We start from the raw sequence: 19,742 nt of genomic DNA, 5'->3' as shown, positions 1-19,742 counted from the left end.
ATCCCTATTAATTGTATAATACTTACAAACAATACAAAAGAGGTGTATGCATGATTCACTTTAGAAAAGTTGAAGCCAAAGAACAAAGAGCTCGAGAACTATCCGAATTACATAGAAATTTACTAACTTCATTCGGGAAATATGCACAATATGAAACCGAATTAGCTGGAAACTCTACAAAAATTAGTGGTAAAACTTCTTCCTACACTCGTTATTTAATTAAAATGCTAATCATTGCAGAAGAAAACAACTTAGTTCAACCTTCTGTAACAAACATTGAAAAGATTTATAAAGTTTTAAAAAATCTACAACAAGATACAAATTTCAGTATGTATAACTTAGGTGAAAAAAGATTCCCCAACGCCACTATTAAATGCTTTTCAAGGTATATTCAATCAGACAATATTAGTGAAGTTTTATCTGAAAAAGATTTTAAAGAACAAGAATATGCAGACTATATAATGAATGAAAATACAAATACTATTTATGAACGACCAGAGCAATATAAGACAGAAATTATTGGTTATGTACGAAATGAAAACTTTGCCATACAAGCAAAAAAACAAGCACATTGGCAATGTGAGGTAGATGTGAACCATGAATCATTTATTAGTAAAAACACATCAAAAAACTATACTGAAGCACACCATTTAATCCCTATGGCAGCACAAAAGTTTTTCGAACATTCAATCGATATTCCTTGTAATATTGTTTCATTGTGTCCAAATTGCCACCGCAAAATTCATTTAGCTCAAGACATTGAGAAACAAAAATTACTTTCTTTACTTTATAATAAGCGCATTGGACTACTTAACAAAGCGCATATACATATATCTATCGAACAGCTTTATTCTTTCTATAAATAGCTTTATATAACAAAAACCGTAACGCGACAGTCTTCCTGTACACGTTACGGTTTTGTTTTCACACTATTATTTCGCTACAATATTAACTAATTTACCTGGTACGGCAATTAATTTTTTAATTTCTTTACCGTCGATGTGTTCTTGTACGTTTTCATTTTCAAGTGCAGCTTTTTCAAGATCTTCGCGTGAAGCGTCTTTTGCTACAAGTAGTTTCGCACGTACTTTACCGTTGATTTGAACAACGATTTCTACTTCGTCGTCTACTAGTTTTGTTTCATCATATGTTGGCCATTCAGCATATGTGATTGATTCTGTGTGACCTAGTTTCGCCCATAATTCTTCTGCAAGGTGTGGTGCGATCGGTGATAACATTTTTACGAAGCCTTCTGCATAAGCTGTTGGTACAACTTCTGCTTTGTAACATTCGTTGATGAATACCATCATTTGTGAGATTGATGTATTGAAACGGATGTTTTCATTGTTATCTGTTACTTTTTGAACTGTTTGGTTGTACACTTTTTCAAGTGTTGTGTCGTTCGAATCTTGAATCTTATCTGCTAATTCACCTGTTTCCTCATTGATGAATAAACGCCAAATACGATCTAAGAAGCGACGTGCTCCGTCAAGTCCATTTGTAGACCATGGAATCGATGCTTCAAGTGGTCCCATGAACATTTCGTATAAACGAAGTGTATCTGCACCATGTGATTCGATAATATCATCCGGGTTTACAACATTCCCTTTTGATTTCGACATTTTTTCGTTACCTTCACCAAGAATCATCCCTTGGTTGAATAATTTTTGGAATGGCTCTTTCGTTGGAACAACGCCTAGATCGTATAACACTTTATGCCAGAAACGAGCATATAGTAAGTGAAGTACTGCGTGTTCTTGTCCGCCAATATAGATATCAACTGGTAACCAGCGTTTTAATAGCTCTGGGTCTGCGATTGCTTCTGTATTGTGTGGATCGATATAGCGTAAGAAGTACCATGATGAACCTGCCCATTGTGGCATTGTGTTCGTTTCACGACGACCTTTCATACCTGTTTCAGGGTCTACAACATTTACCCACTCTGCGATATTCGCAAGTGGTGATTCACCTGTACCTGATGGGTGAATATCTTTTGTCTTTGGTAATTCAAGTGGTAGTTGATCTTCTGGAACTGTTGTAATTGAACCATCTTCCCAATGGATAATTGGAATCGGCTCACCCCAGTAACGTTGACGAGAGAATAACCAGTCACGTAAACGATACGTTACTTTCTTCTCACCCACTTTATTTTCTTCCAACCAAGCGATGGCTTTTTGAATGCCTTCTTCTTTATCAAGTCCATTTAAGAAGCCTGAATTAATGTGTGGACCATCTTCTGTGAATGCCGCTTCTTCAATGTTGCCGCCTTCTAATACAGGGATGATTGGTAAGTCGAATTGTTTTGCAAACTCGTAGTCACGCTCATCATGTGCTGGAACAGCCATGATCGCACCTGTACCGTATGAAGCAAGTACATAATCTGCAATCCAAATCGGCACTTCTTGACCGTTGATTGGGTTGATTGCATAAGCACCTGTGAACACACCTGTTTTTTCTTTTGCAAGGTCTGTACGTTCAAGATCTGACTTCATCTTCACTTGATCTAAGTAAGCTTGTACTGCTTCTTTTTGTTCTGGTGTTGTGATGTCTTTTACAAATTCATGTTCTGGTGCTAAAACTGTGTAAGTTGCACCGAATAATGTATCTGGACGTGTTGTGAATACGCGGAATTGCTTATCTGTTCCTTTAATTTTAAAGTCTACTTCCGCACCTTCAGAACGACCAATCCAGTGGCGTTGCATATCTTTAATATTTTCAGGCCAATCCACATCTTCTAAATCGTCAATTAGACGGTCTGCATAAGCAGTGATTTTCAGCATCCATTGTTTCATCGGACGACGTTCTACTGGATGTCCACCACGCTCTGATTTACCATCGATGACTTCTTCATTTGCAAGAACTGTCCCAAGTGCTGGGCACCAGTTTACAGCTACTTCATCAATGTAAGCTAATCCCTTTTTATATAATTGGATGAAAATCCATTGTGTCCACTTGTAGTATGAAGGGTCTGTTGTATTAATTTCGCGATCCCAATCATAACTAAAGCCAAGCTCTTGGATTTGGCGTTTGAACGTTGCAATGTTTTGCGCTGTAAATTCAGCAGGGTCATTCCCAGTATCCAGTGCATATTGCTCTGCTGGTAAACCGAACGCATCCCATCCCATTGGGTGAAGTACGTTGTAACCTTGCATACGTTTGAAGCGAGATAAAATATCTGTCGCTGTATAACCTTCAGGGTGTCCTACGTGTAGACCTGATCCTGATGGATATGGGAACATATCAAGTGCATAAAATTTTGGTTTTGAATCGTCATTGACTGTTTTAAAAGATTGGTGTTCATCCCAATACTTTTGCCACTTCTTCTCAATCTCTTGATGATTAAAGCTCATGTTTTTTCCTCCTTTAATATAAGAACGCATTCACCAATGACGGAAAATAAAAAGTCCCGTCCCTTGAAAAAGGGACGAGACATATAATTCCCGCGGTACCACCCAAATTAGTGAAAACACTCAACTTGAATCCTTATCGCGGATTAACGGCGTAGGTCAATCATTCCTATGCAGACTCCCAAGGTAAGTTCGATTCCATCCGTTATTAGCTCCCACCAACCGCTAACTCTCTAAAAACTTCCGTTATCTACTACTCCTGATCTTCGTCCTATTAGTATAATGCCTTTATTTTATCTGAAAAGCCTTAAAATAACAAGTCCATTTCTTTAACTCGTAACTTTCTTCCTTTTAAGTGGCAAATCGTAGAAGAAGAATGGAATTGCCGCAAGGAATAGAATACCGATTAATACAATAAACGTCACTTGCATACCATAAGCTTGCGCAAGTACACCACCTACAACCGGTCCTAGCATACGCCCGAATGTCGCAAAACCATTAATCAATCCTTGGAAGAAACCATCTTTCCCCTTTGGTGCGAGCACACTTGCCAATGTTGGAACGACTGGCCAGATGAACATTTCACCGAATGTTAGAATAACCATTGCGACAATAAACATTGTGAATGTTTTTGCAAAAATTAATACAACAAACGACACGATGAAAATGGATAAACCAAATAAGATTTGTGCTTTATAACGTCCTTCTAATTTGCGTACAATTGGCGCAATTAGTGGCTGACCAAGAACGATTAGGAAGCCATTCACAGCCCAAAGTGCACTATATTGTTTTAACGATAAACCGAGATCTTGTGTATAAGTTGAAATCGTTGATACCCATTGTGAGTACACAAGCCATCCAAGTAAGAAGCCGACACCTAAAATACATAGCGCAATGAGTGGTGCACGATTTTTCAACTCACCTTTAGGTAATGCTGCTGTTGGACCATACGCATCTTCTGTTTGGATTTTTTTGAACTTGAATGCAATGCCTAAGAAAAGAATATACATAATTAAATTAGCAACAAATAAATAATCAAAACTATACGAAGCTACAACACCTGCTAATACAGGACCCACTGCTACTCCAAGATTTTGTGCTAAGTAAATGGCATTGAATCCTTTTCGGCCACCTTCTGGCCACGCAACACCAACAAGCGCGAACATACTCGGAAACACAATCCCACCGCTAAAACCGATAAGCGCAAGTAGCCATACATATTGCGGCCATCCATGCCAAATCGTTAAAAGTGCGAGACCCACAATCGTCAAAATAATACCAAATAAAATCGTTTTATAACCGCCTATTTTATCAAATAAATAGCCGCCGAGTAGATTCCCTACTACGCCAGCTGCTGCATTTAACATTAATACAAGCCCTGCTACTGTTAAACTCTGACCGAGGTGGTCATGCAGATAAATTGTATTCATTGGCCATAAAAAAGAGTTACCTGTCGTATTTACAAGCATTCCGATTACTAAAAGCCAAACTGTTTTTGGCATTTTCATGCATAAACCCCCTCCTATAATCTCAAAATGAGATGATATCTATCTCGTAATATTAAAGGAGAAATCACCTCGATACAACCCCAAATATTCCGATTTCCGAAAAATATTTTAACAAACACTTTTTAGCATATCGAAAGCATTTCATGTTAAAATAAATCGTTAGAGGAGATGACAGAAACAATGACAGAAAATCAATTTCCTTTCCCTTCAGATGGAAAGCGATATTATACATGGAATCGTTACTTACGCAATGAATTCGGTTCAAAAGTATTCAAAGTAGCACTTGATGCTGGGTTCGATTGTCCAAACCGAGATGGTACTGTAGCATTCGGCGGTTGTACATTCTGTTCAGCTGCTGGTTCAGGTGACTTTGCAGGCGATCGTGTAGATCCAATCGACGTACAATTTGCTAAAATCAAAGAGAAGATGGAGCATAAGTGGAAGGGTGGCAAAACGATGGCCTACTTCCAAGCCTATACGAATACACATGCACCACTTCCTGTATTAAAAGAAAAATTTGAAGCAGCGCTTGCGTGTGAAGGTGTTGTCGGTCTAAGTATCGCAACGCGCCCAGACTGTTTACCAGATGATGTCGTTGAGTATTTAGCCGAGTTAAACCAACGTACTTATTTATGGGTAGAATTAGGTTTACAAACAGTACATGAAAAAACAGCGAATTTAATTAATCGCGCGCATGACTATCAAACATACGTTGAAGGTGTTAATAAACTCCGTAAACATGGTATTCGTATTTGCACACACATCATTAACGGTCTCCCTCTTGAAGACTACGATATGATGATGGAAACAGCACGTGAAGTAGCCAAGCTAGATGTACAAGGCATTAAAATTCATTTACTTCATTTATTAAAAGGAACGCCACTTGTCAAACAATACGAAAAAGGCCAATTGGAATTAATGGACCAAGATGCCTATACGCAACTTGTTGCAGACCAATTAGAAGTCATTCCACCAAGCATGGTCGTACAGCGTATTACAGGTGATGGACCGATCGATTTAATGATTGGACCAATGTGGTCAGTGAATAAATGGGAAGTATTAAACGGTATTGATGCAGAACTTGCAAAACGTGATAGTTGGCAAGGTAAGCACTATGTACCTGCGGAGATGACGTCTTCATGCGATTAGAACGTGTTTTACAATATGCTAAAACTCTATTAAGAGATACAATCGAAATCGGTGATACAGTTGTCGATGCCACTGCTGGTAATGGACATGATACATTATTTTTAGCTGAACTCGTTGGCGAGACTGGTCGCGTCTATGCATTTGATGTACAACAACAAGCTGTTGATGCGACAATGAGTCGTCTTGCGGAAGCTGGTGTACAAGCAAGATGTGAAGTCATTCTTGATGGACATGAACAAGTAGCGAACTATGTATCTAAACCGATTAAAGCAGCGGTTTTTAATCTTGGTTATTTACCCGGTGCAGCACATGATGTGATTACAAAACCTTCTACGACGGTGGCAGCACTTGAATCATTGCTTCAACAACTCGTTGTAGGCGGTATGATTGTCTTAGTCATTTACTATGGACATGAAGGTGGTAAAGAAGAACGTGACCGCGTACTCGATTACGCCGCTTCTCTCCCTCAAAAACAAGTCCATGTACTGCGCTATGAATTCATCAATCAACAAAATGACCCACCATTCGTTATCGCACTTGAAAAAGTAAAAGAATTCCCTAAATAAAAAAGGAGGCATTCACTCAATTGAGTGATGCCTCCTTCTATCTTATTTATACTTCTTCAACTTGTTCACCATTTAAAATAAGCGAATGTGTAATTTCTGCTTTTAATGAAGCGGAAACAGCACAATATTTTTCTTCACCTAATTTAATCGCACGCCATACTTTTTTAGCTGTAATATCACCATCAACTGTGAACGTAATATGTGCTTTTGTAAAAGCAGTTGGCATTTCCTCTTTACGTTCACCATCTACTGTAATATCTAATTTTGTAATTTGGTCTAAATGCGGTTTTAAAATCATCGTCACATCAATACCAATACATCCTGCTAAAGCACTCAATAACATCTCTGTTGGTGTTGGTGCAGATGAATCGCCACCATATTTTTCAGTGGCATCCATTAACATCGGAAATCCTGAATCGCCTTTTGCTTCAAAAGCACGTCCACCTTGCCAAGTTGCTTGAATTCTCATTTCTATTCCTCCTAAAATTCGTTTACTTTACGAATAAATTGTTGTGCACGTTCTGTTGTTGGTTTCGTAAAGAACGCTTTCGGGTCTTGTGAATCTTCTACAATTCGACCATCTGCCATAAAGACGATACGATCGGCAACATCACGCGCGAAATTCATCTCATGCGTCACAATCACCATCGTCATACCGTCTTCAGCAAGATTCTTCATAACACGTAGTACATCGCCTACTAATTCAGGGTCTAGCGCTGACGTAGGTTCATCAAATAACATCAATTGTGGTTCCATCGCAAGTGCACGCGCAATCGCAACTCGTTGTTGTTGACCACCCGATAATTGCGAAGGATAGTTATCTAATTTCTCAAGTAACCCGACTTTGTCAAGTAAACGCTCTGCACGTACTTGCGCTTCTTCTTTTTTTAATTTTTTTACAACAATTAAAGATTCCATCACATTTTCGATGACCGTCTTATGCGGATATAAGTTGAACTGTTGAAATACCATTCCCGTCTCTTGACGAATCCCATAAATCATTTGCTTTAACTCTTTTTTATTCATATTGGCTTCAATCGTATGTTGACCGACTGTAATTTTACCTTCTGTTAAAATTTCTAGACCATTCAAACAGCGTAAAAATGTACTTTTCCCAGAACCTGAAGGCCCAATTACTGCAACTACTTGATGTGCTGGAATTGTAATCGATAAATCATGTAATACTTCTAGTTCATCAAATTTTTTTGATAAATGTTCTACTGTAATCATATGGACACTCCTAATAAACGGATAAACGTTTTTCAACTCGGTTTAAAATGAATGTGAAGAACACACTCATCGCCCAATACATTAAAGCAATCATAATGTAAAACGGCATATATACATAATATTGTGCGACTAATAACTGAGCTGCACGCATTAATTCTGTTACAGCAATTGCTGATACAAGCGATGTTTCTTTTAACATACCGACGAATGTATTCCCAATTGGTGGAATAGCGTAGCGAACTGCTTGCGGAATAATGATTCGCTTCATCGCCTGTCCTTCTGTCATACCTGATGCAACAGCTGCCTCTAATTGTCCTTTTGGTACAGACTGTAAAGCACCTCGGAAAGCTTCTGCGATATACGCTGCAATATTAATACTTAACGCGATACAAGCTGCTACAATGGATGGTAATTCAATACCATAATCACTCAATCCATAATAAACAATGAAAATTTGAACAAGCGGTGGAGTACCTCGAATAATCGAGACATAGAATCGTGCAATATTACGTAAAAATGTATTGCCTTTTACACGCATGATGGCAATGATTAAACCTAAAATTAACCCAAAAAACATTGAAACAACGGTAATCAATAATGTATAGTAGGCACCTTGTAAAAGGAAACGCCAATTATCTAGTACGAGCTCCATATTTAGTCCCTACCTTGCTATTTTGTATATTCTGCTGGTGGTTCTTCGTTAAACCATTTTTTATAGATTTTTGTGTATGTTCCGTCTTTCTCCATATCATTTAACGCTTTATTTAATTGATCCACTAGCTCTGTTTGACCTTTTTTCACTGCGATACCAGCTTTATCTGATTTTAAAGCTCCACCAACAGCTTTAATTTTATAGCCATTTTCTTCAACAATCGGTTTTAAAGCAAATACGTTATTAATCGTTGCATCAATACGTCCAACATTTAAATCTTTTAATGTTGTGATAACATCGTCATACGTATTAATTTTGAATTCGCCTACTTTTTTCATTAAGTCATTACGAAGATATGCTTCATCGTTTGTACCTAAACCTACACCAATTGTTTTCCCTTTGAAGTCTTCTACTGATTTAATCGTTGTATTATCATCTTTTACGATAGCTTTTACTTCATTTGTAATATATGGCTCTGTAAAATCAACTTGTTTTTTACGATCATCTGTAATCGTTACTTGGCTTACTAACATATCAAACTTCCCTTTTTGTAAACCCGGAATCAATCCTGAAAAATCTTGTGCGACAAACTTCGCTTTTTTATCTAAACGTTTTGCAACTTCTTTTGCAATATCAACATCAAAACCTGTATATTGCTTATCTTTATCTAAGTAGTTATAAGGTGCATATGTCCCCATAATCCCTACTGTTAATTCTTCTTTTTTCGATACATCCTCTTTACTCGTATCGTCTTTTGATCCACAAGCTCCTAGTACTAATGCAGATGCTGCTACAAGTGATGCTAACCAACCTAATTTTTTCATCTATAATTCCTCCCTTTTTTAAACACCAAAAATGCCAAAAAACTCAAAGTGAACCGTCTGTTGAACGAGTTCCTCTAACGTTAACTCTTGAAATGCTGCTTCATGATCCACCCAACGACTTAGTACACCCTCAATTAAACTCATAATAAAAACCGCTAATACTTTTGGATTTTTATGTTCTGCTACCATATGGAATTTTTGTGCCTGTTGAATGTTATGCACAAATGCTTCTTCCATATTCTTTTTAATGCGTAAAATTTGCTGTTGTAATAATTCTTCTGATGATAAGCCTTTAAAAAGTAACATTGTGAAAAAGCGATTTTCTTCTGCAAAGTGAAACAGTGCTTCAAATAATCGAGTAGATGAATTCACTGACTGCTCTACTGGAACGCGTGTATTTTGAAATCCTAGTGAAATCATTTGCAATATTTGCTGATTCCCTCTTTCTAAAATATAGAGCGCTATTTCTTCTTTACTTTTAAAGTGCCAATAAAAAGTGCCCTGTGATACACCTGCTAACGCAACTATGTCTGAGATTTTCGTCTTCGTATAACCAACTGTCGCGAATTGTTCTAATGCAATCTCAATCAATTGCTGCTTTCTTTCTTCTCTCGTAATCCGCTTTGTCATCATCACCAATCCCCTAACTGATTCATCAGTCAATTAATTCCTATGGAAATACTATAGTTTATATTATCTCGAATTGCAACTATTTATTCCGATAAATTTAATAAGATTTTAATGTAATCAAAATAACCCACGAGATTCCTTTAAGATCTCGTGGGTTATTTTTTCATTTTCTTTTAAATAAACCTTTCATAAAGCCAGTCGGCTCTGGTTCAACCTCTTGTACTTCTTCTTTCAATTTTTGAACGGTTAATTTATTTAACACTGACATGATTGCACTATTTTGTGATTCAACGCGGTCCAACTGGCGTTTATAATCCACTTTTGGCTCTTCTAATTGATGCTTCATCATACTCATTTCTTCTTTTAACCATTCATTTTGTTGATGTTGCATTTGTATAAGTTGTAGCAATTGTGCATTTTGCGCTTCAATACCTTGAATATGATCTGCCAGTAATTCCATTGTTTTTGATAAATCATCGTATTTTTCAACAACTTGTGTATGATACTCTCGTTTAGCTGGTAACATCTCTGCATCTTGCACAATCGTATCATCGCCAATAATAACAGCTGCTGCTTCTTTTAATGTCATGCCTTTTTCTTGATGCAACTGTTTATAATTTTGAAAAACATGTACATCTTCTTCCGTAAATAAACGATAATTTCGGTGATCTCGCTTTACATGGTAACCACTATTTTCTAATATCGAAATATAATGCTTGAGTGAAGATTTCGTTACGCCAACTTGTATAGCGAACTCGGCAGTACCGAACATTTTTTCCATAATAATCAAATTCCTTCTTTCTTTACAAAACTATCTCTATTCTCTCAAAAATTATATTAAAATACTATGATTACACAATAAAAAAAGAGAGACGATTACGTAAATCGTCCCTCGCTCATTATTTATTTCTCCCAAAATGTCGCATTTTTAATCCCAACTTTTCGTGGGTCAAATACAGGATCTAGCCCCATACGTTTTTGTTGTTCATAATCTTTCAAAGCAAGAACGGCTGGTTTTGCCATAAATAGTATCGCAATGACGTTCACCCATACCATAATCCCTAAACCAATATCTCCAAGCACCCAAGCTGCCGCTGCTGGTCGTACAGCGCCAAAATAAGTAGCTAAAAGAATAACAATCTGTACAACGCGCACACCGATTTTTTGTTTTTTACCATCAAATAAATACGCCACATTCGTTTCAGCAATATAGTAGTAAGCCATCGTTGTTGTAAAGGCAAAGAAGAATAGAGCAAAAGCTACGAAGATTGTACCAAAACCTGCAATTGGGAATGCTGCATCTACAGCATGTTGTGTGAAGGCTGTTCCTGCTTCTACACCAGGTAGATGTTCTACAATAAATGTTCCCTTGCCATCATCTTCTTGTACATTGTACATACCTGTGAACAAAATCATAAAGGCTGTTGCTGTACAAACTAAGAATGTATCCAAGTAAACTGAAGCAGCTTGTACTAAACCTTGTTTTACAGGGTGTGATACTTCTGCTGCTGCTGCTGAATGTGGTCCTGTACCTTGACCAGCTTCATTCGCATAAATACCACGCTTTACACCCCAAGCAATGGCAGCCCCTACCATACCACTAAACATTTGCTCAGCACCAAAAGCACTTTTGAAAATTAAAGCGAAGATGTATGGCACTTCTGAAATATTCATTGCAATGATGATTGCGGCCACTAAAATATATGCAATCGCCATGAAAGGAACAATAATTGAAGCAGCAGTTGCGATTCGTTTTACACCGCCAATAATGATTGCACCTAAAATTACACAAACTACTAAACCAGAAACCCATTTTGGTAACTCAAATGCATTGTACATCGCATCAGCAATCGCATTTGCTTGAACGGTTGGTTGTAAAAATGACATAGCGATTAATGCTGCAATGGCAAAAATCATACCTAGCCAACGTTTACCTGTGAACTTATGTATGTAAAAAGCAGGGCCACCACGATAAACACCGTTTTTCTCTTCTTTATAAATTTGCGCAAGTGTCGACTCAACGTAAGCTGTAGCTGAACCAATGAAAGCAATTGCCCACATCCAGAAGATTGCACCAGGGCCACCGAAAGCAATCGCTGTTGCTGTCCCTGCAATATTCCCCGTCCCTATTCGACCTGATAACGCCATTGTCATCGCTTGGAATGATGAAACACCTGCATCTGATTTTTTGCCTGTGAAAATTTGACCGAACATATCTTTTAAGAATCGAACTTGTACTCCCCTAGTTCTCACAGTAAATATAAGTCCCACGATGAGAATACCGTAAATCATCCACGGACCCCAGAGTAGTTCATAGATGGTATTAATGATTGCTTCCATGTAAATCCTCCTAAATACGAACATTTTAAATATAAAACATATTGAACGTACGTTTTTGTCAATTACTATATTGTTCTATTATATAAAAGTATTATGTCTTTTTAAAGAGATAGTTCTACATTTTTTCGCTCACTCATACATTTTTCCTCTAATTGTACTTTCAGAGAATACAATTAAGTCATTTTTAAACCTTTATTTTATATGTTTTTTATATATTTAATATTTTTGTATTTCTAGAGTAAACTACAGAAAAAAGAAAAGGAATCATGCCACTTATAAAACGTGACATAATTCCTTTTTAAACGATATACCCTATTGTTCGTAGTCTGTTCAAAATAAAATCTTCTGTATATTGATAAATCAAATCACGTTCTGGTTCTTGGAACAAATCATGATAACAGTTCGCCCACTCTTTGTAAGCATACTCAGATAATTTCTGTTTCTCCAACCATTGACGATTGTATTGAATATCAATAATTTTATCGCTCTTTCCATTCATCATTAAGACAGGTATGTCTTTAAAATGATTTTCTAATTGATAAATGGCTTTCATAAATTGTTGAACATCATGGTACCAACGAATGGTTACATTAGAGTTGTAATAAGGGTCTCGTCCCATTTCTGTATAAAACTCATAACTACGTGATAAAAGCTTCGTATTCATCTCATGATGCATTTTAAAGCTCCCTGCAATCTTACTCACTCCTTTTAAGGCTGCAGCGAATTTTGATGGTTGATGCTGTAAATGTAGCCAAGGTGACGTCAAGATGGCTCCTGCAATCTCATATTTAAATTCACCTACTGCATACATCGCTAATGTTGCCCCAAGACCATGCCCTAAAATAAATAATGGTAAGTTATATTGTGTCGCTTCATAAATCATTAACTTTATATATTTTTCATATTGTTTTAAATATTCATCATGGGCGGATTTCACTTTACTTTCTTCACCATGCCCAGGTAAGTCCCCTGTGATCACATGAAAACCTGCTACACGAAATTTTTCAATTAACCATGCGTATCTTCTATGATGTTCATACGCACTATGTACGATTACAATAACTGCTTTTGCATGTCCGTCTGCTTCCCATTTCCACATAAACTTCTCTCCTTCATAGTACTCATTCTTATTGTAACGCATTCCTCTACTTTTTCGTTCCATAAATCCATGATGTTTGATACGATTATGTTACAGTTCAAAGGAAAGAGGGATGAATATGTTATACCCATACAAGGGAAAAGAACCAAAAATTGATCCGACTGCTTTCATCGGTGATAATGTTGTTATTACAGGTGATGTGACAATTGGAGAAGGTTCATCTATTTTTTATAATACTGTGATTCGTGGTGATGTGTCACCTACAATCATTGGAAAAAAGGTAAATATTCAAGATTTATGCTGTTTACACCAAAGTCCAGCTCATCCATTAATTATTGAAGACGAAGCTTCAATTGGACATCAAGTAACACTTCACAGCTGTCATATTAAAAAAGGGGCTTTGATTGGTATGGCTTCGATTGTTTTAGATGGTGCTGAAATCGGCGAAGGTGCTTTTATCGGTGCTGGTAGTCTTGTAACACAAGGTAAAGTGATCCCACCGAATACACTTGCATTTGGTCGCCCTGCGAAGGTTGTACGTGAATTAAATGAAGAGGATAAAAAAGATATGCAGCGCATTTTAAACGAATATTATGAAAAAGGACAATACTATAAATCTGTTCAAAAGAAATAACCTTAGTATTTTTATACCCTTCACTTCTTTTTTTTAACATTTAAAATACTATTTCCTAAAAAAACTAAAAGAAGGTGCTTCTCTTAAACTAGCATCTTCTTTTTATTATTTATACTATCAAAAGAAAAAACCAGCCTTCCTAGGGGGATACCCGAAAGGCTGGTTTTATTCTTCTGTAAATTAGTATCCCCAGATCATAGCGAATAATGAACCGAATACTGTTACTAAACCAATAACTACTGAATATAGTGTAATGACGTAAATTGAACCTTTATCGTCTGTTTCACCAATATGCATGAATAGTACTAGTTGCAATGAAGCTTGAGCAAGTGCTGTTACCCAAAGAATAACTAAACCTGCTGTTAATGATACATCAAACTGCACAACGGACAGTGCAGCGATTGTTAAAATGATTGATCCAATAAACCCAAGGACATGTTCTTTTGGAAATAATTGTGCCATTTTACATCATTCCTTTCAAGTAAATAAAGCTGAATAGGAAGATCCAAACAACATCTAGGAAGTGCCAGTATAAAGAGAAGATGAACGCTTTATTGGCAGTACGCTTATTAATACCGTGCTTAGCAACTTGAATAATAATCGCAATTCCCCATAGTAAACCAAACGATACGTGGGCACCGTGAGTACCTAGTAAAGTCATTAAACTTGAAGTAAATGCACTTGTTTGAATCGTAGCATCTTCGTGATAGATATAAGTGATAAACTCATCTACCTCTACCGCGATGAATCCTGCACCAAGAATTAATGTAATGATGTAGAATACGATCATTGGTTTAACACGGCCTAAACGCATTGCGTGAACACCTAAACCAATTGTGAAACTAGATGTTAAAAGTAAGAATGTTTCTAGAATTACTGGTGGTAATTCAAAAAGGTCAACGCCTGTTGGACCTGAACCTGTACGGTCAACTAATGTGAAATACGCTGTGAATAAAGTTGCGAAAAGAACAATTTCTGCGCCTAAGAATACCCAGAAACCGAAGATTTTCAAATCATTTTCTTCACCTTGGTACTCCAATGGCACTGAATTATTATGTTTTGACATTATCGGTCACCTCTCAATTGACGCTCTGTTTCTTTTAGCTTACGCTCTGTTTCTTCGATTTCTTCAACATGGATATGACGACCATTATCAATTTCAAATGAACGGTAAGCCATGAATAGTAGTGTCACAATACCTAAGATAATTGCGATACCAATTTCGTTGAATACGAAGAAGAATGATGCTAATCCCATAACAACTGATTGCCAGAATGGCGCGGCAGAGTCATTAGGCATATGAATATCTTTAATTTCGCCTGCTTGTAAATCGCGGCCTTCTTTTTTAGCAAACCAGAATTCATCAAGACGAGAAATTTTTGGAATAACTGCGAAGTTATACTCAGGAACTGGAGAATGAGTAGCCCATTCAAGTGAACGACCATCCCATGGATCGCCAGTAACTTTTAATTCTTCTCTGTGACGAACACTGTAGTAGATGTTGTAGCAAAGCGCTAAGAAACCAAGAGCTAATACTAATGCACCAATGAATGAAATCATGTTTAATGTACCATAGCCTGTTTCAGCTGAGTACGTGTACATTCGACGGGCGTAACCATCTAAACCTAAGATGAACATAGGGAAGAATGTTACGTTGAAACCAATTGCAATTAACCAGAAACCAACTTTACCGATTGAATCTTTAAGTTGGAAACCGAAGATTTTAGACCACCAGAAGTGGTAACCAGCTAGTACACCAAATACTGTACCAGGAATTAATACATAGTGGAAGTGGGCAACTAAGAATAATGTATTGTGATATTGATAGTCAGCACTTGCCATTGCTAGCATTACCCCAGTAACCCCACCGATTGTGAAGATTGGAATAAAGCCTAAAGAATATAACATTGGTGTTGTGAATGTAATACGACCATGACGCATTGTTAATAACCAGTTGAAAATTTTAACCCCAGTTGGAACTGCGATTAACATTGTAGTGATTGAGAATACGCCGTTTACTGCTACGTTTTGACCCATTGTGTAGAAATGGTGAGCCCATACTAAGAATGATAGTAACGAGATGATGATCATAGAAGCAACCATCGAACCATAACCGAATAAGTTTTTACGAGCAAATGTAGAGATTACCTCACTAAATACACCGAATGCTGGAAGAATTACGATGTATACCTCTGGATGTCCCCATACCCAGAAGATGTTCGCCCAAAGCATGTCCATACCGCCATCTTCTGTAGCGAAGAATTTAGTACCGAACTGGCGATCCATTGTCATCATTACAAGTGCTACTGTTAACACTGGGAATGCAAATACGATGATAATGTTTGCGATGAATGATGACCAAGTGAACATTGGAACTTTCATCCATGTCATACCTGGAGCACGCATTTTCACGATTGTTGTTACAAAGTTAATCCCTGTCATTAATGTACCTAGACCCGAGATTTGTAGTGACCAAGCATAATAGTTATTGTTTACGCCTGGGTTAAATTCAATACCTGCAAGTGGGAAATAAGAAGTCCAACCTGCGTTTGGAGATCCACCAATGATGAATGAAACGTTAATTAACACTGCACCCATTGCGAATAACCAGAAAGATAATGCGTTAAGACGTGGGAATGCTACGTCGCGCGCACCAATTTGTAGTGGAATAACTACGTTGAACAAACCAAATAAGAATGGCATTGCTACGAAGATAATCATTAACACACCATGTGTACTGAAAATCTCATTGTAGTGTTCAGAGTTTAATAATTTATTATCCGGAACAGCAGTTTGAGCACGCATTAATAACGCCTCAACCCCACCTTTGAATAACATTAGTAATGCTACGAAAATGTACATTACACCGATTTTTTTATGGTCTACTGTCTTTACGTAGTTAGTATATAACCAACCCCATAACTTGAAATATGTTAGACCTGCAACTACTGCGATTACACCAACTAAAATACCGATCGCCGTACCCATGATCAGTGGTTCTTTAAGCGGTGCAAATACTTCACTCATTGTCATTTTGGTAAACAATTTGGTTAACTCCTTTCATACATCTACTATTTAGTAAATAACATGTTGTATCAATGTAATCGGATTATTCACCGATATCGTCCATTTCTTCCATGTCGTGAGAATCTAAATCTAAATTACCATTTTGAGCTTTTTTAGATTCATTATATTTCTCAGCATCCATCATCTTAGAGTGATCCATAGGTGGTGAAGAGAAACCTAAATGAGTAGAAGAGAAGCTCTTACGTCCAACAACACTTGCTTTAAGTAAGTTACTGAACTCTTTTTCTGTTAATTTTGGTTCATTTGCTTTTACATCTTTAACCCACTGATCGAATTCACCTTGTTTTTGAGCAGTGATTTCGAATTGCATTGCCTCGAATCCTTCACCGTTGAAGTTCGAGTTACGACCCCAATAGTCTCCCTCGTGGTCTGCTGCTAAATGGATTGTTGTTAACATGTCTGTCATCGCATATTTCTGACCAGCTAATTGTGGAACCCAGAAACTTGTGATTGTACCATATGAGTATAAACGGAACTCAATTGGACGATCTGTTGGAATATGTGCATAGTTTACAGTTTCAATTCCTTCTTCAGGATAACTGAAATGCCATTTCCATTGTGATGATGACGCATAAATTACTAGAGGTTTCTTGTCTCCGTAACCTTCTGGTTTACTTTCTACATCCTTTAATGTGATGATTGTTACAACTGATAAGAAAGCAACTGTTAGGATTGGAATAACTGTCCAGAAAATTTCTAGTTTGTGGTTACCTGCTTCGTGTGGTGGCTCATAGTCCGCCGCTTGTTTTCCAGCACGGTATTTAACTAACATATTGATTAATAAAACATAGACAACTGCTAATACACATAACATTGTCCCGATAGAGATCCAGATCGTGTTCGATAATGTTTGTGCGTTAGGTCCTTTTGGATTTAGTACCATTAGTGGTTCACATCCAGATAAAAACACTGCTAACAAACCTGCAACGATTGGCATAATTAACACTTTTTTACTCATGTTGTACTCCCTTCTAAAACAACCTTCTTTTAATTTAAGTGCAGAATGTTGAATGGATATTGAAGTGTTTCCCCCTAACCTATTCTATGTAGAATAAGCAAGTTTATGAACTGCTGAGATGATTGAACATTTTTTACTCTTATTCGTCTTAATCATTGAGTCGTTCTAATTTCTTTTATAATTGCTATAGAACGAAAATAAGTTAAACTAAAACGATTGTTAAGACGAAGTATAAGACGAGTAAAGCAACCCAAGCTCTCTAACCCTCTTCTTACACTAAGAAGCATTCAACCTTCTTTTCAATTCAAATGAATTATAAACCTAATATCTACCGAAAAGAATAAAAATATCTATAATTTCACATTTTCTTTGAAAGTTTTTGAACGTTCTGTGGACGACTTCTATTTCTAGCAATTTTCAAGCACTTTTTAGTTACTTTAGAACTATATAATTACCTTTTAATAACTTAATTAGTTTTCATAAACCAATATTTCTTTTGCAACTTTTTATAAATTCTAGAATACACTGCAAAAAATAGGTCGTTCTTACACGAAAAACTCTTGAAAATGGAAAAAGTCACAAACAAACGACATAAACCTTACAAAACCACAGTCTATTCGTTTGAATTGTAAATCTTTTCGATTGAAGGAGTTTACTCATATATTATATAGGAAAAACTTCTTACCCATTATAACATTGTTCTTCTTTTCTTCAATACTCAATTCTAAATTCAACTTCTTCTAAAATAGTCTGTAAAATCTGGCTTTTAAATAGAGTTTCTTCTATTTAAATAGTACATATGCTACTATACGTATTTTTCTTATTCACCCCCCTCTATTTTCATACGCATATAAAATATCAGACCATACCTCCTTATTCATTTTTTACCATCTCCATTATTTTCCCTTATCCCATAATTTTACTCATAAAACACCTAGGAATTTTCAATCAAAATACAAAAAGTGCGTAAGATAAGAATGTTTTTAATACAGTAAATCCCGTATAGTTTTTCGTAACCATACGGGACTATCCATTAGTGTCAACTTTCATTTTGCAAAGCGAATAGAAATAAGCAAGAAAAAATGAAACAGCTTATTGTAAATCTTATCACTATATCGAATAGCAGTTGTGAGAATAGCTTGAATTATTTTTTATATGTTCAAATGATTTAATTATTTTTATTTTAGATACTTTGATTTTACTCTATTAGAGTATTTTTAAATCGTTTTTCTTAGTACACTTTCCGGAAAATAGACACGGTCAGTTTGACGTGAGCCATCTGGTTGGACATTATATTTTATATAAATCATCTCACTCAACATGTTTTGAAGTGTATTTGTTAATAAATCTTTTTTATTTTTTTCTGTTACTTCACAGTAAATCAACTTATTCGTGCCAACACCATTTTTTACATATAGTGTAAACAAAACAGATGAATTGAAATAATCAAATATATTTTTACGAATGGTTATATTGATTGTGCCATTTGCATTAAATATTTTCGCATGCTTTTTACTCATCTTAAATGTATTTTTTCGATTAATGTATTCGACCAATTCATTGCACGAATCGGATCTTTTCGTAAATTATAAAAAAACATTCGACCGAATAATTACTTAGTTGTGTAATTTTTTATACGAATATTTATGCGTACCAATCGCGCATAGTATATTTGAAAACTCATTCTTACACTATTTTATACTGCTAAAAATTGATGT

The 19,742-nt window shown here is 36.4% G+C and carries 19 protein-coding genes and 1 other annotated feature; of the genes, 4 read left to right on the top strand and 15 right to left on the bottom strand.

What is annotated here, in order from left to right; translation table 11 throughout:
• Positions 1–50 precede the first annotated feature (50 nt).
• Positions 51–866 carry a hypothetical protein gene (locus tag ACKVQX_RS03870; protein WP_336663384.1) on the top strand — a complete coding sequence of 272 codons (816 nt, stop codon included), beginning with the start codon at positions 51–53 and terminating at the stop codon, positions 864–866.
• A 66-nt stretch (positions 867–932) separates the two neighbouring features.
• On the opposite strand, the gene leuS is transcribed toward ACKVQX_RS03870, so the two are convergent.
• Both leuS and ACKVQX_RS03860 read right to left on the bottom strand, forming a co-directional pair.
• On the bottom strand, positions 933–3,350 hold the full coding sequence (leuS, locus tag ACKVQX_RS03865; protein WP_325943227.1) for a leucine--tRNA ligase: 2,418 nt from the start codon (positions 3,348–3,350) through the stop codon (positions 933–935).
• Positions 3,351–3,417: 67 nt separating this feature from the next.
• Positions 3,418–3,623 (bottom strand) — a binding site (T-box leader).
• 53 nt (positions 3,624–3,676) lie between these two features.
• Positions 3,677–4,849 (bottom strand): MFS transporter, encoded by a 1,173-nt coding sequence (locus ACKVQX_RS03860; RefSeq protein ID WP_285216429.1) that lies wholly within the window; start codon positions 4,847–4,849, stop codon positions 3,677–3,679.
• Between the two features lie 186 nt (positions 4,850–5,035).
• Here ACKVQX_RS03860 and ACKVQX_RS03855 point away from each other — a divergent pair, with 186 nt between their 5' ends.
• Positions 5,036–6,004 carry a TIGR01212 family radical SAM protein gene (locus tag ACKVQX_RS03855; RefSeq protein ID WP_285215308.1) on the top strand — a complete coding sequence of 323 codons (969 nt, stop codon included), beginning with the start codon at positions 5,036–5,038 and terminating at the stop codon, positions 6,002–6,004.
• Positions 5,995–6,570 carry a class I SAM-dependent methyltransferase gene (locus tag ACKVQX_RS03850; protein WP_409136038.1) on the top strand — a complete coding sequence of 192 codons (576 nt, stop codon included), beginning with the start codon at positions 5,995–5,997 and terminating at the stop codon, positions 6,568–6,570. The genes ACKVQX_RS03855 and ACKVQX_RS03850 overlap by 10 nt, the downstream gene beginning before the upstream one ends.
• A gap of 46 nt (positions 6,571–6,616) precedes the next feature.
• On the opposite strand, the gene ACKVQX_RS03845 is transcribed toward ACKVQX_RS03850, so the two are convergent.
• The 8 genes from ACKVQX_RS03845 to ACKVQX_RS03810 all read right to left on the bottom strand — a co-directional run bounded on the left by ACKVQX_RS03845 (position 6,617) and on the right by ACKVQX_RS03810 (position 13,345).
• Positions 6,617–7,039 (bottom strand): OsmC family protein, encoded by a 423-nt coding sequence (locus tag ACKVQX_RS03845; protein WP_068451717.1) that lies wholly within the window; start codon positions 7,037–7,039, stop codon positions 6,617–6,619.
• An 11-nt stretch (positions 7,040–7,050) separates the two neighbouring features.
• Entirely contained in the window at positions 7,051–7,800 is a 750-nt protein-coding gene (locus tag ACKVQX_RS03840) for an amino acid ABC transporter ATP-binding protein (RefSeq protein WP_285215310.1), read from the bottom strand.
• A gap of 10 nt (positions 7,801–7,810) precedes the next feature.
• The gene (locus tag ACKVQX_RS03835) at positions 7,811–8,452 is read right to left on the bottom strand and encodes an amino acid ABC transporter permease (protein WP_068451709.1); all 642 of its coding nucleotides are present in this window, start codon (positions 8,450–8,452) and stop codon (positions 7,811–7,813) included.
• Positions 8,453–8,469: 17 nt separating this feature from the next.
• Positions 8,470–9,276: an ABC transporter substrate-binding protein gene (locus tag ACKVQX_RS03830; protein WP_325943226.1), complete on the bottom strand. Its 807-nt coding sequence runs from the start codon at positions 9,274–9,276 to the stop codon at positions 8,470–8,472.
• 18 nt (positions 9,277–9,294) lie between these two features.
• Positions 9,295–9,906, bottom strand: a complete 612-nt coding sequence (locus ACKVQX_RS03825) for a TetR/AcrR family transcriptional regulator (protein ID WP_409136037.1) — start codon at positions 9,904–9,906, stop codon at positions 9,295–9,297.
• A 163-nt stretch (positions 9,907–10,069) separates the two neighbouring features.
• On the bottom strand, positions 10,070–10,687 hold the full coding sequence (locus ACKVQX_RS03820) for a MerR family transcriptional regulator (protein ID WP_068451700.1): 618 nt from the start codon (positions 10,685–10,687) through the stop codon (positions 10,070–10,072).
• 122 nt (positions 10,688–10,809) lie between these two features.
• Positions 10,810–12,246 (bottom strand): sodium:alanine symporter family protein, encoded by a 1,437-nt coding sequence (locus ACKVQX_RS03815; RefSeq protein ID WP_068451697.1) that lies wholly within the window; start codon positions 12,244–12,246, stop codon positions 10,810–10,812.
• A 298-nt stretch (positions 12,247–12,544) separates the two neighbouring features.
• Positions 12,545–13,345 carry an alpha/beta hydrolase gene (locus tag ACKVQX_RS03810; protein ID WP_068451691.1) on the bottom strand — a complete coding sequence of 267 codons (801 nt, stop codon included), beginning with the start codon at positions 13,343–13,345 and terminating at the stop codon, positions 12,545–12,547.
• Positions 13,346–13,463: 118 nt separating this feature from the next.
• On the opposite strand from ACKVQX_RS03810, the gene ACKVQX_RS03805 reads away from it, so the two are divergent.
• Positions 13,464–13,979, top strand: a complete 516-nt coding sequence (locus ACKVQX_RS03805) for a gamma carbonic anhydrase family protein (protein ID WP_087680440.1) — start codon at positions 13,464–13,466, stop codon at positions 13,977–13,979.
• A gap of 180 nt (positions 13,980–14,159) precedes the next feature.
• Here ACKVQX_RS03805 and qoxD read toward each other — a convergent pair whose 3' ends face one another.
• The 5 genes from qoxD to ACKVQX_RS03780 all read right to left on the bottom strand — a co-directional run bounded on the left by qoxD (position 14,160) and on the right by ACKVQX_RS03780 (position 19,544).
• Entirely contained in the window at positions 14,160–14,441 is a 282-nt protein-coding gene (qoxD, locus tag ACKVQX_RS03800) for a cytochrome aa3 quinol oxidase subunit IV (RefSeq protein ID WP_068451687.1), read from the bottom strand.
• A 1-nt stretch (position 14,442) separates the two neighbouring features.
• The gene (locus ACKVQX_RS03795; protein ID WP_068451683.1) at positions 14,443–15,045 is read right to left on the bottom strand and encodes a cytochrome (ubi)quinol oxidase subunit III; all 603 of its coding nucleotides are present in this window, start codon (positions 15,043–15,045) and stop codon (positions 14,443–14,445) included.
• Positions 15,045–17,012, bottom strand: coding sequence for a cytochrome aa3 quinol oxidase subunit I (qoxB, locus tag ACKVQX_RS03790; RefSeq protein WP_068457275.1), 1,968 nt, complete (start codon positions 17,010–17,012; stop codon positions 15,045–15,047). The genes ACKVQX_RS03795 and qoxB overlap by 1 nt, the downstream gene beginning before the upstream one ends.
• Positions 17,013–17,088: 76 nt before the next feature.
• Positions 17,089–18,024, bottom strand: a complete 936-nt coding sequence (gene qoxA, locus ACKVQX_RS03785; RefSeq protein WP_068451680.1) for a cytochrome aa3 quinol oxidase subunit II — start codon at positions 18,022–18,024, stop codon at positions 17,089–17,091.
• 1,217 nt (positions 18,025–19,241) lie between these two features.
• A complete protein-coding gene (locus tag ACKVQX_RS03780) occupies positions 19,242–19,544 on the bottom strand; it encodes a hypothetical protein (RefSeq protein WP_409136036.1) in 303 nt (100 codons plus the stop codon).
• Positions 19,545–19,742 lie beyond the last annotated feature (198 nt).

It is taken from the genome of Kurthia sp. ISK08, from assembly GCF_046159805.1.
In the GTDB taxonomy this organism is placed as follows: Bacteria; Bacillota; Bacilli; order Bacillales_A; family Planococcaceae; genus Kurthia; species Kurthia gibsonii.
The sequence above is the reverse complement of the archived record's forward strand: the minus strand, read 5'-3'. Positions and strand labels throughout refer to the sequence as shown.

What these genes read in the sequence shown, in the direction of transcription:
- ACKVQX_RS03805 (WP_087680440.1), top strand. Translation starts at nt 13,464, where the DNA reads ATGTTATACCCATACAAGGGAAAAGAACCAAAAATTGATCCGACTGCT.
- ACKVQX_RS03795 (WP_068451683.1), bottom strand. Translation starts at nt 15,045, where the DNA reads ATGTCAAAACATAATAATTCAGTGCCATTGGAGTACCAAGGTGAAGAA.
- qoxA (WP_068451680.1), bottom strand. Translation starts at nt 18,024, where the DNA reads ATGAGTAAAAAAGTGTTAATTATGCCAATCGTTGCAGGTTTGTTAGCA.
- ACKVQX_RS03870 (WP_336663384.1), top strand. Translation starts at nt 51, where the DNA reads ATGATTCACTTTAGAAAAGTTGAAGCCAAAGAACAAAGAGCTCGAGAA.
- ACKVQX_RS03860 (WP_285216429.1), bottom strand. Translation starts at nt 4,849, where the DNA reads ATGCCAAAAACAGTTTGGCTTTTAGTAATCGGAATGCTTGTAAATACG.
- ACKVQX_RS03840 (WP_285215310.1), bottom strand. Translation starts at nt 7,800, where the DNA reads ATGATTACAGTAGAACATTTATCAAAAAAATTTGATGAACTAGAAGTA.
- ACKVQX_RS03820 (WP_068451700.1), bottom strand. Translation starts at nt 10,687, where the DNA reads ATGGAAAAAATGTTCGGTACTGCCGAGTTCGCTATACAAGTTGGCGTA.
- ACKVQX_RS03835 (WP_068451709.1), bottom strand. Translation starts at nt 8,452, where the DNA reads ATGGAGCTCGTACTAGATAATTGGCGTTTCCTTTTACAAGGTGCCTAC.
- ACKVQX_RS03845 (WP_068451717.1), bottom strand. Translation starts at nt 7,039, where the DNA reads ATGAGAATTCAAGCAACTTGGCAAGGTGGACGTGCTTTTGAAGCAAAA.
- qoxD (WP_068451687.1), bottom strand. Translation starts at nt 14,441, where the DNA reads ATGGCACAATTATTTCCAAAAGAACATGTCCTTGGGTTTATTGGATCA.
- ACKVQX_RS03825 (WP_409136037.1), bottom strand. Translation starts at nt 9,906, where the DNA reads ATGACAAAGCGGATTACGAGAGAAGAAAGAAAGCAGCAATTGATTGAG.
- leuS (WP_325943227.1), bottom strand. Translation starts at nt 3,350, where the DNA reads ATGAGCTTTAATCATCAAGAGATTGAGAAGAAGTGGCAAAAGTATTGG.
- ACKVQX_RS03850 (WP_409136038.1), top strand. Translation starts at nt 5,995, where the DNA reads ATGCGATTAGAACGTGTTTTACAATATGCTAAAACTCTATTAAGAGAT.
- ACKVQX_RS03830 (WP_325943226.1), bottom strand. Translation starts at nt 9,276, where the DNA reads ATGAAAAAATTAGGTTGGTTAGCATCACTTGTAGCAGCATCTGCATTA.
- ACKVQX_RS03780 (WP_409136036.1), bottom strand. Translation starts at nt 19,544, where the DNA reads ATGAGTAAAAAGCATGCGAAAATATTTAATGCAAATGGCACAATCAAT.
- ACKVQX_RS03855 (WP_285215308.1), top strand. Translation starts at nt 5,036, where the DNA reads ATGACAGAAAATCAATTTCCTTTCCCTTCAGATGGAAAGCGATATTAT.
- ACKVQX_RS03810 (WP_068451691.1), bottom strand. Translation starts at nt 13,345, where the DNA reads ATGTGGAAATGGGAAGCAGACGGACATGCAAAAGCAGTTATTGTAATC.
- ACKVQX_RS03815 (WP_068451697.1), bottom strand. Translation starts at nt 12,246, where the DNA reads ATGGAAGCAATCATTAATACCATCTATGAACTACTCTGGGGTCCGTGG.
- qoxB (WP_068457275.1), bottom strand. Translation starts at nt 17,012, where the DNA reads ATGACAATGAGTGAAGTATTTGCACCGCTTAAAGAACCACTGATCATG.